The sequence below is a fragment of the Streptomyces sp. WI03-4A genome (assembly GCF_033792105.1).
Classification (GTDB): domain Bacteria; phylum Actinomycetota; class Actinomycetes; order Streptomycetales; family Streptomycetaceae; genus Streptomyces; species Streptomyces collinus_A.
This window is the reverse complement of the sequence record NZ_JARAUO010000052.1, coordinates 1-19,316: the sequence shown is the minus strand read 5'-3', so window position 1 is coordinate 19,316 and position 19,316 is coordinate 1. Positions and strand designations below refer to the sequence as shown.

Here is a 19,316-nt window from a genome sequence, read left to right as displayed (position 1 = left end):
TTACAGCGCGGATGAGCCGCCCGCGCAGCCCCTGCGGGCGCATCACGCGCCGCGCGGCACCGGTTCCTCGAAGCCGCCGCACACATCTTTACCCGTGCGTTTCGCACGGCCGGCCCGTGACAGCCGTGACTGTCCGCGACCCTGCGGCTCCTGTGAGTGTCTTCCCGTCACCCGCAGGAAGGGGCTCCGGTGCCCGACCGACGGGACCCGCCCTCCAGGTCCCGGAGCGGGGGCATGAACTCGGCCGGACGGGGTATCCGTGCGCACCCAGGGGCGGCGCCGCTCCCCGGCAGGTGAGCACCGCCGGCCGGGAAACAGCCCGAGGCGCTCGCCGTGCGCCGCGCTCCCCCGCGAGGCAGCCTTGTCCCCGGGAGGCGAGGCGACGCGCGGCCGTGGGAGGAGGTGGTCGGCGTGTCCGACGGGCCAGGGCCGACGCGGGCACCGGCCGACGCCGGCGCACCGGCCGGTGAGCCGCTGCTGTCGCTCGCGCTGGCCTCGATGCTCGAAGGGGTGCACGCGCACTCAGGGGCGGTGTACCTGCTCCACCCCGACGAGCCGGTCCTGGAGATGGCGGTGATGGCGGGCATGCCCCGGGCGTTCGCCGCGCCCTGGGAGCGGGTCGGGCTGAGCGCGCCGATCCCGGTCGCGGACGCGGTGCGCCTGCGGCGCCTGGTGTGGGTGGGCGGCGAGGAGGAGATGGCCCGCCGCTATCCGCGCATCGCGGTGGTGCTCCCGTACCCCTTCGCCCTGGCCGCGCTGCCGGTGGCGACGGCGGACACCGTGTACGGAGCCGTGTTCCTCACCTGGCCCGGCGCCCACGCGCACGAGCTGTCCGACGAGGAGCGGGAACACCTGACGGCGGCCTGCGCGCGGCTGGCCCGGCGGCTGGAGCGGGCCGCCGCGGAGAACCGGCCGCCGGGCCCCGAGCGCGACCTGCTGGCCATGCCCGTCTCCGGGGTGGCGGGGACGCTCGGTTCGGTCGAGGCGGCACGGATGGTGTCCCGGCTGCCCTACGGTCTGGTGTCGCTGGATCTGCACGGCCGGATCTGCTTCGCCAACGCGGCCGCCGCCGAGATGCTCGGCCGGCCCGCCGGCGAACTGCTCGGCACCCTGCCCTGGGTGTCGGTGCCGTGGCTGAACGACCCGATGTACGAGGACCGTTACCGGGCCGCGCTGATGAGCCAGCAGGCCACGTCGTTCGTCGCGCTGCGCCCGCCGGGCGAGTGGCTGTCGTTCCGGATGTATCCGAGCACCACCGGGCTGAGCGTGCGGATCAGCCGGGCCCGGGCGGTGGCGGACATGGCGCGCACCGCGCAGCGGACGGAGCGGGGGCACCCGAGGCTGGTGACCATCTCCCAGGTGCTGAGCCTGGCCGGGGCGCTGACCGAGGCGGTGAGCGTGCAGGACGTGGTGCAGCTGGTGTGGGACGAGGTGGCCCCGTCGGTGGGCAGCCAGGCGATGGTGATCCTCGGCTCGGAGGCCGGGCGGCTGCACGTGCTGGGCCACCGCGGCTACCAGGACCCGCACGTCGTGGAGCGGTTCGCGGGGCTGCCGCTGAGCGAGCGCACCCCGGGCACCCAGGCACTGAACAGCGGGGTACCGGCGTTCTTCGACTCGCGCGAGCACCTGGAGCGGCTGTACCCGGACCGGCACGAGATGCCGGACGGGTACGCGGCCTGGGCCTATCTGCCGCTCATCGCGTCCGGGCGGCCGGTCGGCACCTGCGTGCTGGCGTACGCCGAACCGCACGCCTTCCCCGCCGACGAGCGGGCGGTCCTGACGAGCCTGGGCGGTCTGATCGCGCAGGCCCTGGAACGCGCCCTGCTGTACGACGCCAAGCACCGGCTGGCGCAGGGGCTGCAGCAGTCGCTGCTGCCGCACTCGCTGGTCCGGCTGCCCGGCATCGAGGCGGCGGCCCGCTATCTGCCGGCCACCCTGGGCATGGAGATCGGCGGCGACTTCTACGACCTCGTGCCCGCCCGGCCGCTGGCGGCCGCCGTGATCGGGGACGTGCAGGGCCACAACGTGACGGCGGCGGCCCTGATGGGGCAGATCCGCACCGGGGTACGGGCGTACACCACGGTGGGCCAGCCGCCCCAGGAGGTGATGCGCAGCACCAACCAGCTGCTCGTCGACCTCGGCGCCGAACTGTTCGCCAGCTGCCTCTACCTGCGGCTCGACCCGGCGCGCGGCAAGGCCGTGATGGCCCGCGCCGGACATCCCCCGCCCCTGGTCAGACGCCCGGACGGGCGGGTGCGGGTGCTGGACCTGGCCGGCGGCCCGCTGCTCGGGATCGACCCCTCGGCCACGTATCCGACGACCGAGGTGTCCCTGGCGCCCGGATCGGTCCTGGTCCTGTACACGGACGGCCTGGTGGAGTCGCCCGGGGTCGACATCGAGGACTCCCTGGTCGAGCTGGGCGCGCTGCTCGCGGAGGTCGGCGACCAGCCGCTGGAGCACCTGGCCGACGAGCTGGTGCGGCACAGCGCGGCCGCCCGGGAACGGGCGGACGACGTGGCGGTGCTGCTGCTGCGGGCCGGCGAGGCCGGCTGAGCCGCGGGGCCCGGTGACCGAGGTCCGGTCGCCGGGCCCGACGGGCGTGGTCCGGCCCTCCCGCCGGAGGGCCGGACCGTCCCCGCCGGCCGGAACCGCTGGGGCCGGCGGGGAGTTGTGGGGGCGTTCCCGTAGCTCCCGCCGCTCCGGTCGATCTCGTCGCTCGCGCGGGACGCCTCAGGGGAGCGTGCGGGTCACGGGGTCACGGGGTCACCGTCGAGAGGACCCGCCGTGGCCCGAGCCGGCGCCGGACTCGTGACCGGTTCCCGCGCCCGCACCGCTCTGGTCAGCCGCACCGCTCTGGTCCGCGCCGCTCTGGTCGCCGGCCGCGGCGGACGGGTCGGCGCCGCCGCCGATCTGGTCACCACCGGCCTGATCACCCGAGCCCGCCTGATCACCCGAGCCCGCCTGGTCACCGGCGCCCGCCTGGTCACCGGCGCCCGCCTGGTCGCCCGCGCCCGCCTGGTCACCGGCCGATGCCGACGGGTCGGCGGTGCCGGCCTGGTCGCCCGCGCCGGCACCCGCGCCGTTGCCGCCGTCGCCGAGGGTGGCTCCGGTGGCCTGGAGGGCGGCGGTGACCGGCTGGAAGAAGGTCTCGCCACCGCTGGTGCAGTCGCCGCTGCCGCCGGAGGTGAGGCCGATTGCGCCGCCGTCCTGGGTGAACAGCGAGCCGCCGCTGTCGCCGGCCTCGGCGCAGACGTTGGTCTGGATGAGGCCGTTGACGGTGTCGACGCCGCCCGGATCGGTCTCGCTCTGGAAGTTGACGGTGGCGTCGAGACCGGTCACCTGGCCGTTGTGCAGTCCGGTGGTGGAGCCCATCCGGAAGACGGTGGAGCCGACGGTGGCGTCCGCGGCCTGCTTGATCTGCACGGTCTGGCCGTTGCCGACGTTGACCTCGCTGGGCGCCTGGGTGGCGGCGTCGTTGTACTTCACCAGCGAGAAGTCGTTGCCCGGGAAGGTGGCCTGGTCGACGGTGGCGACGGGCTGCCCGTTCTGCGAGTCGGACCAGTCCTTGGCGGCGACACCGCAGTGACCGGCCGTCAGGAAGGCGGGGCTGCCGTCGGACGCGGTGACGTTGAAGCCGAGGGAGCAGCGGACCTGGCCGCCCTGCACCTGGGAGAAGATGGCGTCGCCGCCGGAGACGAAGGTCTTGAAGGTGCCGGCCGACTTCTTCAGGGTGGCCATGTCCGCGCCGAGGCCGCGCACGGTCGACTCGAGCCGGTCCCACTTGGCGCCGGTGACGGTGGAGTCGGCGGTGACGACGACCTTGTCGGTGCGCGGGTCGACGGCCCAGGCGGTGCCAGGCATGGTCGCCTTGGTCTTCAGGGTCCGTGCCGCGGCCTTGAGTTCGGCCGTGCTGTTGGCGACCTGGCGGACGGCCGCGCCCGCCTTCTGCGCCTGCACGACGACGTTCTTGTCACCGTTGACGACGTTCACGACGAGCTGCTGCTTGCCGCTGTCGTAGTAGGAGCCGGCGAGGGCGTCACCGAGCGCCTTCTGGAGCTGGGCCGCGAGGTTCGAGGCGTCCGCCGCCTTCAGGATCTTCGCGGTGCCGGCGGCGCCCGAGGCCTGGTCATTGTCCTGGGAGGCGTTGGCGTTGGGCAGCAGGAGTGCCGCCGCTCCGAGCGCCGCGACGCCACCCACCGCTATCGCGGCCTTGCGCTTGGGCATTCGCTTGTGACTCAACTTCTCGACCTCCTGGGGACGGGGGTCTGCCGCTGTAGGGCAGTGGTTGGGGGCGCCTGGATGGCTCTAGGTACGGGCGGGTCACACGGTGCGTTCAATTCCGTTTGCCAACGGGCGTGCCAGGAGGGTGAATCGGCCATGTCCCGCGTGCCGCGCCGGGCGGCCGGGAAGAATCGCCCACATGACGATGACCCCTGCGGAAGCGGACAAGATCCTCTCCGCCCACTTCGCCCCCTGGGTGCTCGAACTGGGGCTGTCCGTGGAGGCGGTGGGCGAGGACCGGGCGGTCCTGCGTCTGCCCTGGTCGGACCGGCTGGCCCGGGAGGGCGGCGGGCTCTCGGGCCAGGCCTTGATGGCGGCCGCGGACACGGCGACGGTGATCGCGGTCTCGGCCGCGCGGGGCGGTTTCGTGCCGATGACGACCGTTCAGCAGTCGACGTCGTTCCAGCGCGCGGTGACCGGTTCGGATGTCCTGATCGAAGCGGTCCTCACCAAGCTCGGCCGGCGGACGGCGTTCGCGGACATCACGCTGAGCGACGCCGGCTCGGGCGCGCTGGCGGCCCGGGCGAGCACGGTCTACGCCCTGATGGGCTGACACGCTCGGCTACCGGTTGGTAGCGGTCCGTTCCGAACACGTAGCGGAATCCCTGCTTCAGGGAATCTGCACATTGAATGCTCAACCGAATCACGGGCGTCGCCGGTTCTGCACATCCGCGCGCCCCCCTGGGTGCCATTGGCGCCGAGTGCCGGATTCTCCGGCCGGCGGGCAAGGGTCTGGCGGCGCCGATGCCGCGCGGCATGTGAAGGACTCATCGACATGCCGTGCCCGCGCCTGCACGTATGCGCCCGTCCGTGCGTCAAGTTCGCAGGTGAGAGCCCTGGTTGATTGGAAGCGCGAGCGACGTGCGTGCTTTGATCCATCGCACCGCGGGGGTCCCCCGGGCTCCCGGAGACGGGCACCCGGCGCCCGCGGCCGCGGCCGTCCGTCTGTCCCCAGAGGGGGCCGCTTCCCCCCTTGTGAATATCCATATGAAGGGAAGTTCCACCATGAACTCCACCCCCCAGGTCGAGACCGTCGAGATCTCGGACGCCGAGCTGGACAACGTCTCCGGCGGTCTTTCCGTGAACGCCCTCAACACCGCCACCGGCGCCCTGAACGGCATCGCCCCGGTCTCCGGCCTGGTGGACACCGCTGTCGGCACCGTCGAGGGCGTCACCGGCCTGAACACCCAGCCGCTGACCAACCTGGTCGCCGGTCTCTGATCGCACCTCGGTGTCACCGAAGTCCCGGAGCCGTCCCCAGGCTCCGGGGCTCTCGGGTGCCCCGAAACGCACCCTGACGACGTCCTTTCTGGGGTGAGGGAGTTCCGTGCAGTTCCGCAAACAGGCCCTCGCCAAGCTCCAGTCGCCGGAGGAGCTCGACCTCCCGGTGCGGCTGGCCCGCCCCCAGGGCTGGCTCGCGCTCGGCGTCACCGTCGTCGTCATGGCGGCCGCCTCCGTGTGGGCGGTGACCGGTTCGGTCGCCTCCACCGTGAGCGCGCAGGCCGTCCTCACCCACGGACAGGGCAGCTACCTGCTGCAGAGCCCCGTGACCGGCCAGGTGACCGCCGTACTCGCGAAACAGGGTGAACGGCTGCCGGCCGGCGCCCCCGTGCTCAGGGTCCGCACGGCACAGGGCGACGCGACGGTCCGCACGGTCGCGGCAGGCCGCGTCACCGCGCTCGCCGCCACCATCGGCCAGATCATCAGGACCGGCACCGACGTGGCCGCCGTCGAGAAGATCGCGCACGCCTCCGACCCGCTCTACGCCACCGTGTACGTCCCCGCCGAGAACGCCGCCGCCATCCCCGCGCACGCCCCGGTCGACCTGACCGTGTCCTCCGTGCCGGCCGAGCGCTACGGCGTGCTGCGCGGACACGTGAAATCGGTGGACCGCGCCGCCCAGTCCCCGCAGTCGATCGCCGCCTTCCTCGGCGACAGCCAGCTCGGCGAGCAGTTCACCCGCAAGGGACGCCCGGTGGCCGTCCTCGTGGCCCTGGACCGGTCGTCCTCCACCCGCAGCGGCTACCGGTGGTCCACCGGCGACGGCCCGCCGTACCGCCTCGACTCCATGACCCTCGCCTCCGGCTCCGTCCGGCTCGCCGACCAGCGTCCCCTCGATTGGCTGCTCCCGTGACCACCACGCAGGAAACCCGCGGCCGCAGACGGGCCGCGCCGGCCAAGCGGCCGGTGCCCAAGCCCAGCGGCGGCACGGTCCGTTCGCCCACCGTGCTCCAGATGGAGGCCGTGGAGTGCGGTGCCGCCTCCCTGGCCATGGTGCTCGGCCACTACGGCCGGCACGTGCCGCTGGAGGAGCTGCGCATCGCCTGCGGCGTCTCCCGCGACGGCTCGCGCGCCAGCAACCTGCTCAAGGCCGCCCGCGGTTACGGTCTGACGGCCAAGGGCATGCAGATGGACCTGGCCGCCCTCGCCGAGGTACGGGCCCCGGCCGTCCTGTTCTGGGAGTTCAACCACTACGTCGTCTACGACGGCATGGGCCGCCGCCTCGGCCGGCGCGGCGTGTACATCAACGACCCCGCCAAGGGCCGCCGGTTCGTGCCCATGGAGGAGTTCGACGGCAGCTTCACCGGTGTGGTGCTGGTGATGGAGCCCGGCGACGGCTTCACCCGGGGCGGGCGCAGGCCGGGCGTGCTCGGCGCGATGCCGGCCCGGCTGCGCGGCACCGCGGGCGCGCTGCCCGCCGCCGTGCTGGCCAGCCTGCTGCTGGTGGCGGTGGGCGCGGCCGTGCCCGCGCTCAGCCGCACCTACATCGACATGTTCCTCATCGGCGGTCAGACCTCGCTGCTGGGCGTGCTGTTCGCGTCCATGGCGACCTGCGTGCTGCTCACGCTGGTGCTGACCTGGCTCCAGCAGGCCAACCTGCTGCACGGCCGGATCATCTCCTCCACCCTCTCCAGCGCCCGCTTCCTGCGCCACCTGCTGCGGCTGCCGGTGACCTTCTTCGCCCAGCGCTCCCCGGCCGACCTGGTGCAGCGGCTGCAGTCCAACGACCAGGTCGCCGAGACGCTGGCCCGCGACCTCGCGGCGGCGGGCGTCGACGCGATCGTGGTCGTGCTGTACGCGGTCCTGCTCTACACCTACGACCCGCAGCTCACCTTCCTCGGGATCGGCGTGGCGCTGCTCAACGTGGTGGCGATGCGGCTGGTCGTACGGCTGCGGGCCACCCGGACGGCGAAGCTGCGCGCGGACACCGCGCGGCTCACCACCACCTCGTACACCGGTCTGCAGCTGATCGAGACGATGAAGGCGACCGGCGGCGAGGACGGCTACTTCCGCAAGTGGGCCGGACAGCACGCCACCACCCTGGAGGAGCAGCAGCGGCTCGGTGTGCCCAGCGCCTGGCTGGGGGTGGTCGCGCCGACGCTGGCCACCGTCAACAGCGCGCTGATCCTCTGGATCGGCGGCCTGCGGGCGGTCGAGGGGCACATCTCGGTCGGCCTGCTGGTCGCCTTCCAGGCACTGGTCACCCGCTTCACCGCGCCACTGACCCGGCTCAACGGCGTGGCGGGCCGCATCCAGGACTTCGCGGCCGACGTGGCCCGGCTCAAGGACGTGGAGAACTTCCAGGCCGACCCGCTCTACGCCCGCCCCGGCGGGGGCGACTCCACCCGCCGGCTGCACGGGCACGTCGAACTGGAGAACGTCACCTTCGGCTACAGCCCGCTCGACCAGCCGCTGCTGACCGGCTTCGACCTGACGGTGGGTCCGGGCCGGCAGGTGGCGCTGGTGGGCGGCTCGGGCAGCGGCAAGTCGACCGTGTCCCGGCTGATCTCGGGCCTGTACACGCCCTGGGACGGGGTGATCCGCATCGACGGCCGCCGTCTCGAGGACATCCCGCGCGGCGCGCTCGCCGCCTCCGTGTCCTTCGTCGACCAGGACGTGTTCCTCTTCGAGGGCTCGGTCCGCGACAACGTGGCGCTGTGGGACCCCTCGGTGCCGGACGAGGCCGTGGTGGAGGCCCTGAAGGACGCGGCCCTGTACGACGTGGTGACGCGCCGGCCCGGCGGCATCCACAGCACGGTCGAGCAGGACGGCCGCAACTTCTCCGGCGGGCAGCGCCAGCGCCTTGAGATCGCGAGGGCGCTGGTGCGCCGGCCCAGCATCCTCGTGCTGGACGAGGTGACCAGCGCGCTGGACGCGGAGACCGAGCAGGTCGTGATGGACAACCTGCGCCGGCGCGGCTGCGCCTGTGTGGTGATCGCCCACCGGCTGAGCACGGTCCGCGACAGCGACGAGATCGTCGTGCTCCAGCACGGCACGGTCGTGGAGCGCGGACGCCACGAGGAGCTGGTGGCGCGCGGCGGCGCGTACGCCGCGCTGGTCAGGGAGCGGTGAGATGACGACGGTTCAGCAAGGGCAGGAGGGGTACGAAGGCGACCTCGTCCTCGGTGCGCTGGGCACGCTCGGCACCCGGGTCGACTGCGCCGGTCTCAACCGGTTGGACCTGGAGGGCCCGCAGGTGCTGTGGCTGGTCGCGGCCGGGGCCCTGGACCTCTTCGCCGTGGACTCGGCCGAGCAGGGCCACTGGCACCACCTCGGCCGGCTGGAGGCGGGCGCGCTGCTGCTCGGGCCGGTCGCCGGCCCGCAGCACACGCTGGTGGCGCGCCCGGTGCGCGACTGCGTGGTGCACCGCGTCGGCCTGCGCGAGCTGTACCAGCCCGCGCACACCCAGACCTGGTCGTACGACGAGTACGGCAACCCCCGGTACGTGCCGCCCACGTCGAGCCCGCTGGAGTACGCGCTCGCCCTCGGCGTGGGCCGCGGCCTGTCCGTCCTGTTCCAGGCGCCGATGGCCGAGGAGCGGACGGCCGCCCATGGGGGTACCCCCGCGGGAGCTCGTTCGAGCGTGGGGGACGACGACGACGTCTTCTGGATGCAGGTGCCGCCGGGCAGCGTGCAGTACGGGTCGCTGTACGGCGCGGAGGCCGCCGCCGACCTGCTGATGGACCCGGCGCTGTGGCAGAGCATGGTGGACCAGCAGTACCGGCTGCTGACCGCGCTTGACCGGTGGATCGAGCAGCTGGAGCGCACGCACGAGACGCGAACGGCCGCCGGCATCAAGGCCGGTGAGGCGGTCCGCGCCCAGGCCGACCAGACCCTGCTGGCCGCCATCGGCAAGCGCTCGGCCCGCCGCACCACGGCCGCCGACGCGGACGCGACGTACGCGGCCTGCCGGCTGGTCGCCGAGGCGGCCGGGATCGAGCTGGCCGGTCCGGCTCAGGGCGGCACCGAGAGCGACCGCCTCGACCCGGTCGAGCGGGTCGCCCTGGCCTCCCGGGTGCGCACCCGCGCGGTGCGCCTCGACGGGCGCTGGTGGCGGGAGAACGTGGGCCCGCTGGTCGGCCACCGGGCGCTGTCCGGGGCGCCGGTCGCGCTGCTGTGGCGGCGCGGCGGCTACGCGGCCGTCCACCCGGGCACCGGCCGGGAGACCCCGGTCGAGAAGGCGAACGCGGCGGAGTTCGAGCCGCGCGCGGTGATGTTCTACCGGCCGCTGCCCGAACGCCGTCTCACCCCGGCGGCGCTGCTGCGGTTCTGTCTGCGGGGCACCCGCGGCGACCTGCTCAACCTGGGGCTGGCCGGGCTGGTGACGGTGGCGATCGGCGCCCTGGTGCCGGTCGCCACGGGCAGGGTGCTCGGCGAGTACGTGCCGAGGGCGCAGGAGGACCTGATCGCCCAGGTCTGTCTCGCGGTGCTGCTGAGCGGGGTGGTGTCGGCCGCGTTCACGCTGCTGGAGAACCTGACCATCCTGCGCCTGGAGGGCCGCATCGAGGCGGCGCTGCAACCGGCCGTCTGGGACCGGCTGCTGCGGCTGCCGACCCGGTTCTTCACCCAGCGCTCCACCGGTGAACTGGCCAGCGCGGCCATGGGCATCAGCGCGATCCGCCGGCTGCTGGCGGGCGTCGGCCCGGTGGTCGCGCAGTCCGTGACGGTCGGGGCGATGAACCTGGGGCTGCTGTTCTGGTTCAGCGTGCCGATGGCGCTGGCGGCGATCGGCATGCTCGTCGTCATCGCCGCCGTGTTCCTGGGTCTCGGGCTGTGGCAGGTGCGCTGGCAGCGGCGGCTCGTGGTGCTCGGCAACAAGCTGAACAACCAGGCGTTCCAGACCCTCAGGGGCCTGCCGAAGCTGCGGGTGGCGGCGGCCGAGAACTACGCGTACGCCGCCTGGGCCGGTGAGTTCGCGCGCAGCCGGGAACTCCAGCAGAAGGTGGGCCGGATCAAGAACCTCACCACGGTGCTGGGCTCGGTCTACCTGCCGGTGTGCACCCTGCTGATGTTCATGCTGCTGGCCGGCCCGGCCAGGGGCGCGATGTCGGCGGCGGCGTTCCTCACCTTCAACACGTCGGTGACGATGCTGCTGACCTCGGTCACCCAGCTCACCGGGTCCTTCGTCTCCGCGGTGGCCGCGCTGCCGCTGTTCGAGGAGATCAGGCCGGTCCTGGACGCCACGCCCGAGGTGCGCTCCGCGAGCACCCGGCCGGGTCCGCTGTCCGGTGCGGTGGAGGCCCGCCGGCTCTCCTCCCGGTACGCCGACGACGGGCCGCTCGTGCTGGACGACGTGTCGTTCTCGGTGCGGCCCGGGGAGTTCGTGGCGATCGTCGGACCCAGCGGCTGCGGCAAGTCCACCCTGCTCCGGCTGCTCATCGGCTTCGACCGGCCGGTCTCGGGCAGTGTGCTGTACGACGGCCAGGACCTGGCCGCCCTCGACCGGTCGGCGGTGCGCCGTCAGTGCGGCGTCGTCCTCCAGCACGCGCAGCCGTTCACGGGGTCCATCCTGGACGTCATCTGCGGGACCGAGCCGTACACGCCGGAGGAGGCGATGGCCGCCGCGGAGCTGGCGGGTCTGGCGGCGGACATCGAGCGGATGCCGATGGGGCTGCACACGATCGTCGCGGGCAACGGCGCGATCTCCGGCGGCCAGCGGCAGCGGCTGATGATCGCCCAGGCGCTGATCCGGCGCCCGCGCATCCTGTTCTTCGACGAGGCGACCAGCGCCCTGGACAACGACACCCAGCGCGTCGTCATCGAGAGCACCCGCAAGCTCAACGCCACCCGTGTCGTCATCGCGCACCGCCTGTCGACGGTGCTGGACGCGGACCGGGTGGTGGTCATGGAGGACGGCAAGGTCGTCCAGCAGGGCACGCCCGCCGAGCTGCTCGCCGACACCGGGGGCCGGCTGCACGAGCTGGTGCGCAGGCAGCTCGCCTAGGGCCCTGCGCACAGGCCGCGGGGCCCGGCGTCACCGACCGGCCGGGGGGCGGTCCGGGCCCGGTACGGGGGCGCCGGACGGCACCCCGGCCGTGACGTAGGCGGCGTAGAACTCCTGCCACGTCCCGCCCGCCCCGGTGCGTTCCCCGGCGGGCGGTCCGCCGCCGGCCGCGGTGTCCAGGGCGGCCAGGCAGACCTCCCAGCCGGCGGCGTTGCGTGCGGCGGTGTCCTCGGCGGCGAGGACGTCGGTGAGCGTGAACCGGGTGCGGGCGCCGCCGGTGTCCTTCCGCGCGCCCAGTTCCTCCAGGTCGAAGTGGAGTTCGTCGCCGCCCCACTCCAGGGAGAGGTGCAGGGGCGGCCGGACGTCGATGACCCGGCCGGCGGACTCGGGCATGTTCGGGTCGCCGCTGAAGCGGACGACGCCGCCGGGCCTCAGGTCCATCTCGGCCCGGGACGGGAACCAGCGCGCGAGTTCGCCGGGCTCGGTCACGAACCGCCAGACGCGCTCGACGGGCCGGTCGTGGACGCGGCTGAACCGGACGGCCGGGCGGCCGCCGTCGAGGGTCAGGAAGGTTCCGGTGAGATCGACGGTCATGGGTGCTCCGGTCCCTTCGGTCCTTGGTGGTCCTGTGCGGGGTCTGCCGGTGTGGTACCCGTCACCCCCGCCCCACAAGCGAAACGTTGCCGTTTCGCTGGGACTGCTCTAGCCTCGATCTGTACGAAACGGTTTCGTTTACGCCTCTACGCGAGCTTCCCGGAGTGGTTCCCCATGCCCCAGAAGACTGTCGCCGACGGCACCCGTGCGGGGGCCCTCGCGAAGGCCCCCGCCGAGGCCCCGGCCAGACGGTGGTGGATCCTCGCGGTCATCGCCGTCGCCCAGCTCATGGTGGTCCTCGACGCCACCATCGTGAACATCGCCCTGCCGTCCGCCCAGGCCGACCTCGGCTTCTCCGACGGCAACCGGCAGTGGATCGTGACCGCCTACGCGCTGGCGTTCGCCTCGCTGCTGCTGCTCGGCGGCCGCATCGCCGACCTGTTCGGCCGCAAGCCCGCCTTCCTCGTCGGCATCGTCGGTTTCGCCGCGGCCTCCGCGCTCGGCGGTGCCGCGAACGGCTTCACCATGCTGGTCGTCGCCCGCGCTCTGCAGGGCGCCTTCGGCGCGCTGCTCGCGCCGGCCGCGCTGTCGCTGCTCAACACCACCTTCACCGACGCCCGTGAGCGGGCCCGCGCGTTCAGCGTGTACGGCGCCATCGCCGGCGCCGGCGGCGCGGTCGGCCTGCTGCTCGGCGGCGTGCTGACCGACGCGTTCGACTGGCGCTGGACCCTGTACGTCAACGTGGTCATCGCCGTGGTCGCCTTCGTCGGCGGCTGGGTGCTGCTGGGCAGCCACCGGGACGCGGCGGACGCCAAGCTGGACGTGCCGGGCACGATCCTGGTCGCCGCGGGTCTGTTCGCCGTGGTGTACGGCTTCTCCAACGCCGAGACGCATGACTGGGGCTCACCGCTGACCTGGGGCTTCCTGATCGCGGGCGGCCTGCTGCTGGCGGCCTTCGCCTGGTGGCAGACCCGGGCCGCGCACCCGCTGCTGCCGCTGCGCATCCTGCTCGACCGCGACCGCGGCGCCTCGTTCCTCGCGGTGCTCCTGACCGGCGCCGGCATGTTCGGCGTGTTCCTCTTCCTGACCTACTACCTCCAGCTCAACCTCGGCTTCAGCCCGACGAAGACCGGTGTCGCCTTCCTGCCGATGGTCGGCGCGCTGATGGTGGCCGCACAGCTCGGCACCACGGTCCTGGTACCCCGGCTCAGCCCCAAGGCGGTCATCCCGCTGGGCTTCGCGATCGCCACGGCCGGCATGGCCTGGCTGACCGGCATCGGCCTCGGCTCCTCCTACACGAGCGCGGTGCTGCCCCAGGTGATCGTGATCGGCGTGGGCCTCGGCCTGGTCATGCCGCCCGCCATGCAGCTGGCCACCGGCGGGGTCGCGGCCGAGGACGCGGGCGTCGCCTCGGCCACCGTCAACGCCATGCAGCAGGTGGGCGGCTCGATCGGCACGGCCCTGCTGAACACGCTCGCCGCGAGCGCCGCCACCGACTACCTGGCGGGCCACACCCCGCCGAGCAGGCAGGTGCAGGCGCAGGCCACGATCGAGAGCTACACCACCGCCTTCTGGTGGTCCGCGGTCCTCTTCGGCGCGGGCACGGTCATCGCCTTCCTGCTCTACCGGCGCGGGGTGCCCAAGCAGGACGCGGACGCGGCACCGGTCGTCCACATGTGAGCCGCCGTTCCTGATCGTCCTGATCGTCGCGATCGTGCCGAGGGGCCGCCGTCACCACGACGGCGGCCCCTCACAGGCTTGAGACGGCGCCGACGGGTAACCCGAAGTGGATCACGACGATCCAGCCGCTCGGACCGCCGGGACGAGCGGGACGCGGCGACGGAAGGGGACCCCATGCCGGACGGGCACGACGACCACCACGACGGTCACCGGAACGACCACCACGAGGCACGGCCCCGGACGGCCCTGGGCGAGGTGCTCCACGAGGCCGAGGACGCGGAGACGCACCACCGCGACGAGCGCCGGGACGGCGAGGCCGCCGACGCCATCACGCCGAACACCGCGGCGCAGGAGCGGTCGGAAGGAGAGTGAGCCGCGAGGGCTAAGCCGGGCCCTCGTCGTCGGCCTCCGAGAGCACCGCGTCCATCCGCTCCAGCACCCGCTGGGCCACCGAGGACGGCCGGCCCGGCCAGGGGGGCGCGGCGATCACCGGAATCCGCGCGTCCTGCAGGTTGTCGTGCCCACGCGGCCGGCGCCTCCGTGGTCGACGGCTCCGGCGACCTCTTCAAAATGCGGTTGATCACTGGTGCCTTCATGCCGGGTGGGTACCCGGCTTCCATGAACGACCACCTGCGAGGACCCCAGCTGCCCCCGGCCCGGGGGCAGCTCTCCGAGGCCGTCGCCGCGTACCTGCGCGGCGCCGGCCGGCTGCCCCGGACCGTCACGGCCGACCCGTACGGCGACGATCTCCAGCTCGCCCTCTACCTCTGCTACGAGCTGCACTACCGCGGCTTCGCGGGCGTGGAGCCGCGCTACGAGTGGGATCCGGAGCTGCTGCGCCTGCGGGGCGCGATGGAGGACCGCTTCCTGACCGCGCTGCGCGCCGACGCCCCGGGGCACGACAGCCTCGACGACGCGCTCGGCGCGCTCCTGGTGGAACCGGCCGAGGGCACCGGGGTCACCCACTTCCTGTGCGGCGAGGGCGAGTTGTGGCACCTGCGCGAGTACGCGGCGCAGCGCTCCCTGTACCACCTGAAGGAGGCCGACCCGCACGCGTGGGTGCTGCCCAGGCTGTGGGGGCGGGCCAAGGCGGCGATGGCCGCGGTGGAGTTCGACGAGTTCGGCGGCGGGCGGGCCGAGCGGGTGCACGCCGGGCTGTTCGCGGACCTGATGGCGGACCTCGGCCTGGACACCGGGTACGGCCGCTACCTGGACGCGGGCTGCGCCGAGATGCTCGCCGTCGTCAACCTGATGTCGCTGTTCGGGCTGCACCGCGAGCTGCGCGCCGCGCTGGTGGGCCATTTCGCCGACGTGGAGATCACCTCGTCGCCCGGGTCGCGCCGGCTGGCCGAGGCGATGCGCCGCACGGGCGCCGGTCCGGCCGCCGAGTTCTTCTACGACGAGCACGTCGAGGCGGACGCGGTGCACGAGCAGGTGGTCCGCCACGAGGTGATCGGGGGCCTGCTGGAGGAGGAACCGGAGTCGGCGGGCGACATCGCCTTCGGCATCGACGCGACCGAGTTCCTGGAAGGCCGGCTGGCGCGGCGGCTGCTCACCGAGTGGCGCGCGGGACGCTCGTCGCTCCGCACACCCCTTGCCCCTGAAATGGCCCATACATCCTGAATGCGAGGGTACTCGCGCGATGTGATCTCTCTGGTACTTCCGGGCGTCTACGCCCCTCAGGACGACACGGCGCTGCTGATCGAGGCCCTCCACGAGGAGGCACCCGCGCCGGGCGCGCGCGTGCTCGACGTGGGCACCGGAAGCGGCGCGCTGGCGCTCGCGGCCGCCCGCCACGGCGCCGAGGTCACCGCGGTGGACGTGTCACGGCGGGCGGTGTGGACGGCGCGGCTGAACGCGTGGCTCACCCGGCTGCCGGTCCGGATCCGGCGCGGCAACCTCTTCGGCCCGGTCCGGGGCCGGACTTACGACCTGGTGCTCGCCAACCCGCCCTACGTTCCGGCGCCCGCCGAGCGGCGCCGGCCGCGCGGCCGGGCCGTCGCCTGGGACGCGGGCCACGACGGGCGGCTGCTGCTGGACCGGATCTGCCGGGACGGGCCCGGGCTGCTGCGGCCCGGGGGCGTTCTGCTGATCGTCCACTCCGCGCTCAGCGGACCGGAGCGCACGCTGCAACTGCTGCGCGGCGCGGGGCTGAAGGCCGCCGTGGTCCGGCGCCGCTGGATCGCGTTCGGTCCGGTGCTGCGCTCCCGGGAGGACTGGCTGCGGCGCCGCGGTCTGCTCGCGGCGGCCGACGACAAGGAGGAGCTGGTGGTGATCCGTGCCGAACGACCGTGCTGACCGGCCCTGTCGGATCCGGATGCAGCGGCCGGGGCCGCTGTTGGTGGAAGGCCCGGTGGAAATCGAACTGGAGGACGGCACCACGGTCACCTCCGACCGTTTCCGTGTCGCTCTGTGCACCTGCCGGCGCAGTCGCCGCTTCCCCTGGTGCGACACGAGTCACCGGCGCAAGGTGTGACCACCGGTTGAAACCGGTTGTTTTTCGCCGCTCCCCGGGAGGCCCCCCACGGGCCTGCCCGGGGAGCGGCTGTGTGCCCGGGAGTCGACGGGACGGCCCCACTCCGCCCGTCGGCCCCGGTGCGAGATCGCAGGTTCCCCGTTCCAGGGGCCGCACTCCCCAGTTGCGGGCCTGATCCGGTGATACGGAGACCGTGCGATCCCGGCTCTAGAACGCGAAGACGCTGCTGTCGAGCGCGTCCTTCGCGCACATGTTGCCGAAGGTCCGTTCGTAGGAGACGCGCTGGCCCTGCCAGACGCCCTGCACCGTGACGACGACGGGGTCGTAGATCTTGGTGCAGTGGACGTCGCCCCTGGCCTGGAGGGCCGCGAAGTCACCGCCGACCCCACGCAGTTCCGCGCAGGCCCGGCCGGCGGCCGGGTGGGTGCCCGAGGCCGTCGGGGCGCAGTTCAGGGTGACGGCGCGCTCCGGAGTCGCCGTGGCCGCGCTGTCGCCGTGGCCGGTGGTGAGCACCAGGGCCGACGGGGCGTAGAGCGACGACGGGGCGGCGTCCGGTGCAGCGGCGGCGGCCCCGGTCAGGGGTCCGCAGACGGCGGCGGCCGTGAGGCCGAGGGCCGCTGCCCAGCGCGCGGTGTTCCGCATTGTGTGCATCCTTCCGCTCGGTTGGAGGGTGCCGCGGCGTCGGCCGGGTGCGGCCGGGGCGGCGAGCGCCACTCTGCCGAGTCCGGCGACGAAACACACATCGAACCCTCACGTTTCAGTAACCTTGCGTGTTGAATCAGTGGCGTGAAGTCACTAAAACTGACCGGGTCGACCGCTCAACCGAGCGGTTCTTGATCGGTCATGCTCGATGGATGGCTGAAAAACACCTCTTCGTTAATCGGCCTGAAACATTCCGGCCGCGCCCCCGGTGAACCCCGTCGTGACGCCTCGTGTTCACGGGCGCGTTCCGGAATCCCGACGGGTTCCCCCGTGGGCCGGCCCGCGCCTACCCGCGAGTATCGTCGGCGCGGCGCAGGCTCGACGAGGAGAGGCGGACCCACGGATGGCGAAGCACTGGGCGGACTTCCAGTACGAGATCTACCTGAACGGGATGACGGGGGCCGTGCCCCGCCTGCCCACCGATCTGACCCGGCTCGAGGAACTCGCCGGACACCGCCTCGGCCCGGGCCCGGTGGGGTACGTGGCGGGCAGCGCGGGCGACGGCAGCACGGCGACGGCCAACCGGGCCGCGCTCGCCCGCCGCCGGATCGTGCCGCGCATGCTGCGGGACGTCCACGAGCGGGACCTGTCGGTGGAGGTGCTCGGCCGTGCTCTGCCCGCGCCGCTCGCCCTCGCTCCGGTCGGTGTGCTGTCGATCATGCATCCGGACGCCGAGCCGGCCGCCGCCCGGGCCGCCGCCGCACAGGGGGTGCCGTACATCCTGTCGTCGGCGTCCAGCACGCCGCTGGAGCAGGTGGCGGAGGCGATGGGGGACGCCGAGCGCTGGTTCCAGCTGTACTGGGGCAGCGACCGCGAGGTGACGCGCAGTTTCCTCGGCCGGGCCCGGGCGGCCGGCTACTCGGTGCTGGTGGTCACCCTGGACACGCCGCTGCTGGCGTGGCGGCCGCGCGACCTCGACCAGGCGTACCTGCCGTTCCTGCACGGGGTGGGCACCGCCAACTACTTCACCGACCCGGCCTTCGCCGCCGGGCTCGCCAAGCCCGTGCACGAGGACCCCACCGCGGCCGTCCGGCACTTCCTCGGCCTGTTCGGGGACGCCGGCCACACCTGGCCCGACCTGGCCTTTCTCCGGGAGCACTGGGACGGTCCGATCGTCCTGAAGGGCGTGCTGCACCCCGACGACGCGCGGCAGGCCGCCGACGCCGGGATGGACGGCGTGGTGGTCTCCAACCACGGCGGCCGCCAGGTGGCCGGCTCGGTCGCGGCGGCAGACGCGCTGCCCGGCGTCGCGAAGGCGGTGGGCGACCGGCTGACGGTCATGTTCGACAGCGGGGTACGCACCGGCGACGACGTCTTCAAGGCCCTCGCCCTCGGCGCGCGGGCGGTACTGCTCGGGCGGCCGTACGTGTACGGCCTCGGCCTGGACGGCCAGCCCGGCGTCGAGCACGTGATCCGCTGCGTCCTCGCCGAACTCGACCTCACCCTGGCCCTGTCCGGGCACTCCACCCCGGCTACGGTCACCGCGGACGACGTCGTCGAGACGAACGCCTGACCGGCGGCGGCCCCGGCAGCGGCGGCGGCCGCCGACACGGTGACGGTTCCGCCGTGGACGGTGACCGCCCCCGCCGAAGGCGCCGGCGGGGCCCGCCGGGTGCGCGTCCGGGGACGCCGGTCGAGCTCCCGTCGCGGGCCGGCCGTCCCGGACCGCCGCACGACCCGCCGGTCCCGGCACTCGACAAGGAGGCCGGACTCTCTGACAGGCCGTCGGCCTCCCGGCGCGCCCCGGCGGAGACGGCGGCGGGTTCCGCCGACGTCCGTGCCGCGGCCCGCCACGGGCGGTGACGGAACCTGCCGACGGCGATGGCAGGGCCCGCCAAGGCAGTGGCGGGCCCCGCCGAAGCCCGCCGAGGGCGTATCCGGGGCCGCCGGGCAGGTGCCCGTCAGGGACGGGCTGCCCGACGGCCCCGGCACTCGGCAGGAGGCCCGGGCTCGGCTACGGGGCGTCGGACAGCCAGCGTTGGCCGGCCGAGTGGTCGCGGACCTTGACCACGATGTCGGAGCCCGCGGTCTCGCCGGCCGGGGACAGGGCCAAAGTCTCGTCCCAGCGGGGCAGCAACTCGCCCTGGACGGTGAGGTGGTAGCGCACGTCGTCACCGCGTCGCGCGTCCGCGTCCGCGCAGGTGCCGAGGATGACGACCCCCGCGTCGGCGTGCGAGTCCAGGCACAGGCCCGCGTCCGCGCCGCTGCGCAGCAGCCCGTCCGCGCCGTACGTCCACCGCTGCGTCGCCGCCGTCGAGCAGGCGGCGAGCACCGCGCTCGCGCCCGCCGCCGGCCGGCCCTTGACGTCCAGGCACAGGTCGGCGGCGGCGTTGTGCAGCCGGGTCGGCCGGCCGGCCG

At 73.6% G+C, this 19,316-nt stretch carries 16 protein-coding genes and 1 pseudogene; 12 read left to right on the top strand and 5 right to left on the bottom strand.

The window, feature by feature from the left end:
* Positions 1 to 402 precede the first annotated feature (402 nt).
* On the top strand, positions 403 to 2,553 hold the full coding sequence (locus tag PV343_RS35545) for a SpoIIE family protein phosphatase (protein WP_387952417.1): 2,151 nt from the start codon (positions 403 to 405) through the stop codon (positions 2,551 to 2,553).
* Positions 2,554 to 2,763: 210 nt separating this feature from the next.
* On the opposite strand, the gene PV343_RS35540 is transcribed toward PV343_RS35545, so the two are convergent.
* Positions 2,764 to 4,224, bottom strand: a complete 1,461-nt coding sequence (locus PV343_RS35540; protein WP_319151191.1) for a S1 family peptidase — start codon at positions 4,222 to 4,224, stop codon at positions 2,764 to 2,766.
* A gap of 196 nt (positions 4,225 to 4,420) precedes the next feature.
* Here PV343_RS35540 and PV343_RS35535 point away from each other — a divergent pair, with 196 nt between their 5' ends.
* The 5 genes from PV343_RS35535 (at position 4,421) to PV343_RS35515 (ending at position 11,506) form a co-directional block, all read left to right on the top strand.
* A complete protein-coding gene (locus PV343_RS35535) occupies positions 4,421 to 4,834 on the top strand; it encodes a PaaI family thioesterase (RefSeq protein ID WP_319151159.1) in 414 nt (137 codons plus the stop codon).
* Positions 4,835 to 5,286: 452 nt separating this feature from the next.
* The gene (locus PV343_RS35530; protein ID WP_020943744.1) at positions 5,287 to 5,502 is read left to right on the top strand and encodes a hypothetical protein; all 216 of its coding nucleotides are present in this window, start codon (positions 5,287 to 5,289) and stop codon (positions 5,500 to 5,502) included.
* Positions 5,503 to 5,608: 106 nt separating this feature from the next.
* The gene (locus tag PV343_RS35525; RefSeq protein ID WP_319151158.1) at positions 5,609 to 6,415 is read left to right on the top strand and encodes an HlyD family efflux transporter periplasmic adaptor subunit; all 807 of its coding nucleotides are present in this window, start codon (positions 5,609 to 5,611) and stop codon (positions 6,413 to 6,415) included.
* Positions 6,412 to 8,634, top strand: coding sequence for an NHLP family bacteriocin export ABC transporter peptidase/permease/ATPase subunit (locus tag PV343_RS35520; RefSeq protein ID WP_319151157.1), 2,223 nt, complete (start codon positions 6,412 to 6,414; stop codon positions 8,632 to 8,634). Before PV343_RS35525 ends, PV343_RS35520 begins: the two co-directional genes overlap by 4 nt.
* 1 nt (position 8,635) lies before the next feature.
* Positions 8,636 to 11,506, top strand: coding sequence for an NHLP bacteriocin export ABC transporter permease/ATPase subunit (locus tag PV343_RS35515; protein WP_319151156.1), 2,871 nt, complete (start codon positions 8,636 to 8,638; stop codon positions 11,504 to 11,506).
* Between the two features lie 30 nt (positions 11,507 to 11,536).
* Here the strand turns inward: PV343_RS35515 and PV343_RS35510 are convergent, their stop codons facing one another.
* Positions 11,537 to 12,100, bottom strand: coding sequence for an SRPBCC family protein (locus PV343_RS35510; RefSeq protein WP_319151155.1), 564 nt, complete (start codon positions 12,098 to 12,100; stop codon positions 11,537 to 11,539).
* Positions 12,101 to 12,274: 174 nt separating this feature from the next.
* Here PV343_RS35510 and PV343_RS35505 point away from each other — a divergent pair, with 174 nt between their 5' ends.
* Positions 12,275 to 13,780: an MFS transporter gene (locus PV343_RS35505; RefSeq protein WP_319151154.1), complete on the top strand. Its 1,506-nt coding sequence runs from the start codon at positions 12,275 to 12,277 to the stop codon at positions 13,778 to 13,780.
* A 174-nt stretch (positions 13,781 to 13,954) separates the two neighbouring features.
* Positions 13,955 to 14,152 carry a hypothetical protein gene (locus PV343_RS35500; protein WP_319151153.1) on the top strand — a complete coding sequence of 66 codons (198 nt, stop codon included), beginning with the start codon at positions 13,955 to 13,957 and terminating at the stop codon, positions 14,150 to 14,152.
* Between the two features lie 22 nt (positions 14,153 to 14,174).
* Here the strand turns inward: PV343_RS35500 and PV343_RS40490 are convergent.
* Positions 14,175 to 14,276: pseudogene (locus PV343_RS40490) on the bottom strand (flavodoxin family protein); the annotation flags it as partial.
* Positions 14,277 to 14,398: 122 nt separating this feature from the next.
* On the opposite strand from PV343_RS40490, the gene PV343_RS35490 reads away from it, so the two are divergent.
* From PV343_RS35490 to PV343_RS35480, 3 genes are read left to right on the top strand one after another with little or no spacing between them, the layout of a single operon-like run.
* The gene (locus PV343_RS35490) at positions 14,399 to 15,403 is read left to right on the top strand and encodes an iron-containing redox enzyme family protein (protein ID WP_319151152.1); all 1,005 of its coding nucleotides are present in this window, start codon (positions 14,399 to 14,401) and stop codon (positions 15,401 to 15,403) included.
* Entirely contained in the window at positions 15,404 to 16,078 is a 675-nt protein-coding gene (locus PV343_RS35485; protein ID WP_319151151.1) for a HemK2/MTQ2 family protein methyltransferase, read from the top strand. It abuts the gene before it with no gap.
* A gap of 19 nt (positions 16,079 to 16,097) precedes the next feature.
* Positions 16,098 to 16,256, top strand: coding sequence for a CDGSH iron-sulfur domain-containing protein (locus PV343_RS35480; protein WP_387952494.1), 159 nt, complete (start codon positions 16,098 to 16,100; stop codon positions 16,254 to 16,256).
* 207 nt (positions 16,257 to 16,463) lie between these two features.
* Here PV343_RS35480 and PV343_RS35475 read toward each other — a convergent pair whose 3' ends face one another.
* Positions 16,464 to 16,898 carry a protease inhibitor gene (locus PV343_RS35475; RefSeq protein ID WP_319151149.1) on the bottom strand — a complete coding sequence of 145 codons (435 nt, stop codon included), beginning with the start codon at positions 16,896 to 16,898 and terminating at the stop codon, positions 16,464 to 16,466.
* Between the two features lie 403 nt (positions 16,899 to 17,301).
* Between PV343_RS35475 and PV343_RS35470 the strand changes: the two genes are divergently transcribed.
* Positions 17,302 to 18,471 (top strand): lactate 2-monooxygenase, encoded by a 1,170-nt coding sequence (locus PV343_RS35470; RefSeq protein WP_319151148.1) that lies wholly within the window; start codon positions 17,302 to 17,304, stop codon positions 18,469 to 18,471.
* A 441-nt stretch (positions 18,472 to 18,912) separates the two neighbouring features.
* Here PV343_RS35470 and PV343_RS35465 read toward each other — a convergent pair.
* Positions 18,913 to 19,316 (bottom strand): RICIN domain-containing protein (locus PV343_RS35465; RefSeq protein ID WP_319151147.1); only part of this gene is annotated, 404 nt, incomplete at its 5' end.

Excerpts from the sequence above, each read along its gene's own strand:
- PV343_RS35540 (WP_319151191.1), bottom strand. The coding sequence starts at position 4,224 with ATGCCCAAGCGCAAGGCCGCGATAGCGGTGGGTGGCGTCGCGGCGCTC.
- PV343_RS35535 (WP_319151159.1), top strand. The coding sequence starts at position 4,421 with ATGACGATGACCCCTGCGGAAGCGGACAAGATCCTCTCCGCCCACTTC.
- PV343_RS35530 (WP_020943744.1), top strand. The coding sequence starts at position 5,287 with ATGAACTCCACCCCCCAGGTCGAGACCGTCGAGATCTCGGACGCCGAG.
- PV343_RS35515 (WP_319151156.1), top strand. The coding sequence starts at position 8,636 with ATGACGACGGTTCAGCAAGGGCAGGAGGGGTACGAAGGCGACCTCGTC.
- PV343_RS35510 (WP_319151155.1), bottom strand. The coding sequence starts at position 12,100 with ATGACCGTCGATCTCACCGGAACCTTCCTGACCCTCGACGGCGGCCGC.
- PV343_RS35505 (WP_319151154.1), top strand. The coding sequence starts at position 12,275 with ATGCCCCAGAAGACTGTCGCCGACGGCACCCGTGCGGGGGCCCTCGCG.
- PV343_RS35500 (WP_319151153.1), top strand. The coding sequence starts at position 13,955 with ATGCCGGACGGGCACGACGACCACCACGACGGTCACCGGAACGACCAC.
- PV343_RS35490 (WP_319151152.1), top strand. The coding sequence starts at position 14,399 with ATGAACGACCACCTGCGAGGACCCCAGCTGCCCCCGGCCCGGGGGCAG.
- PV343_RS35485 (WP_319151151.1), top strand. The coding sequence starts at position 15,404 with ATGCGAGGGTACTCGCGCGATGTGATCTCTCTGGTACTTCCGGGCGTC.
- PV343_RS35480 (WP_387952494.1), top strand. The coding sequence starts at position 16,098 with ATGCAGCGGCCGGGGCCGCTGTTGGTGGAAGGCCCGGTGGAAATCGAA.
- PV343_RS35475 (WP_319151149.1), bottom strand. The coding sequence starts at position 16,898 with ATGCGGAACACCGCGCGCTGGGCAGCGGCCCTCGGCCTCACGGCCGCC.
- PV343_RS35470 (WP_319151148.1), top strand. The coding sequence starts at position 17,302 with ATGGCGAAGCACTGGGCGGACTTCCAGTACGAGATCTACCTGAACGGG.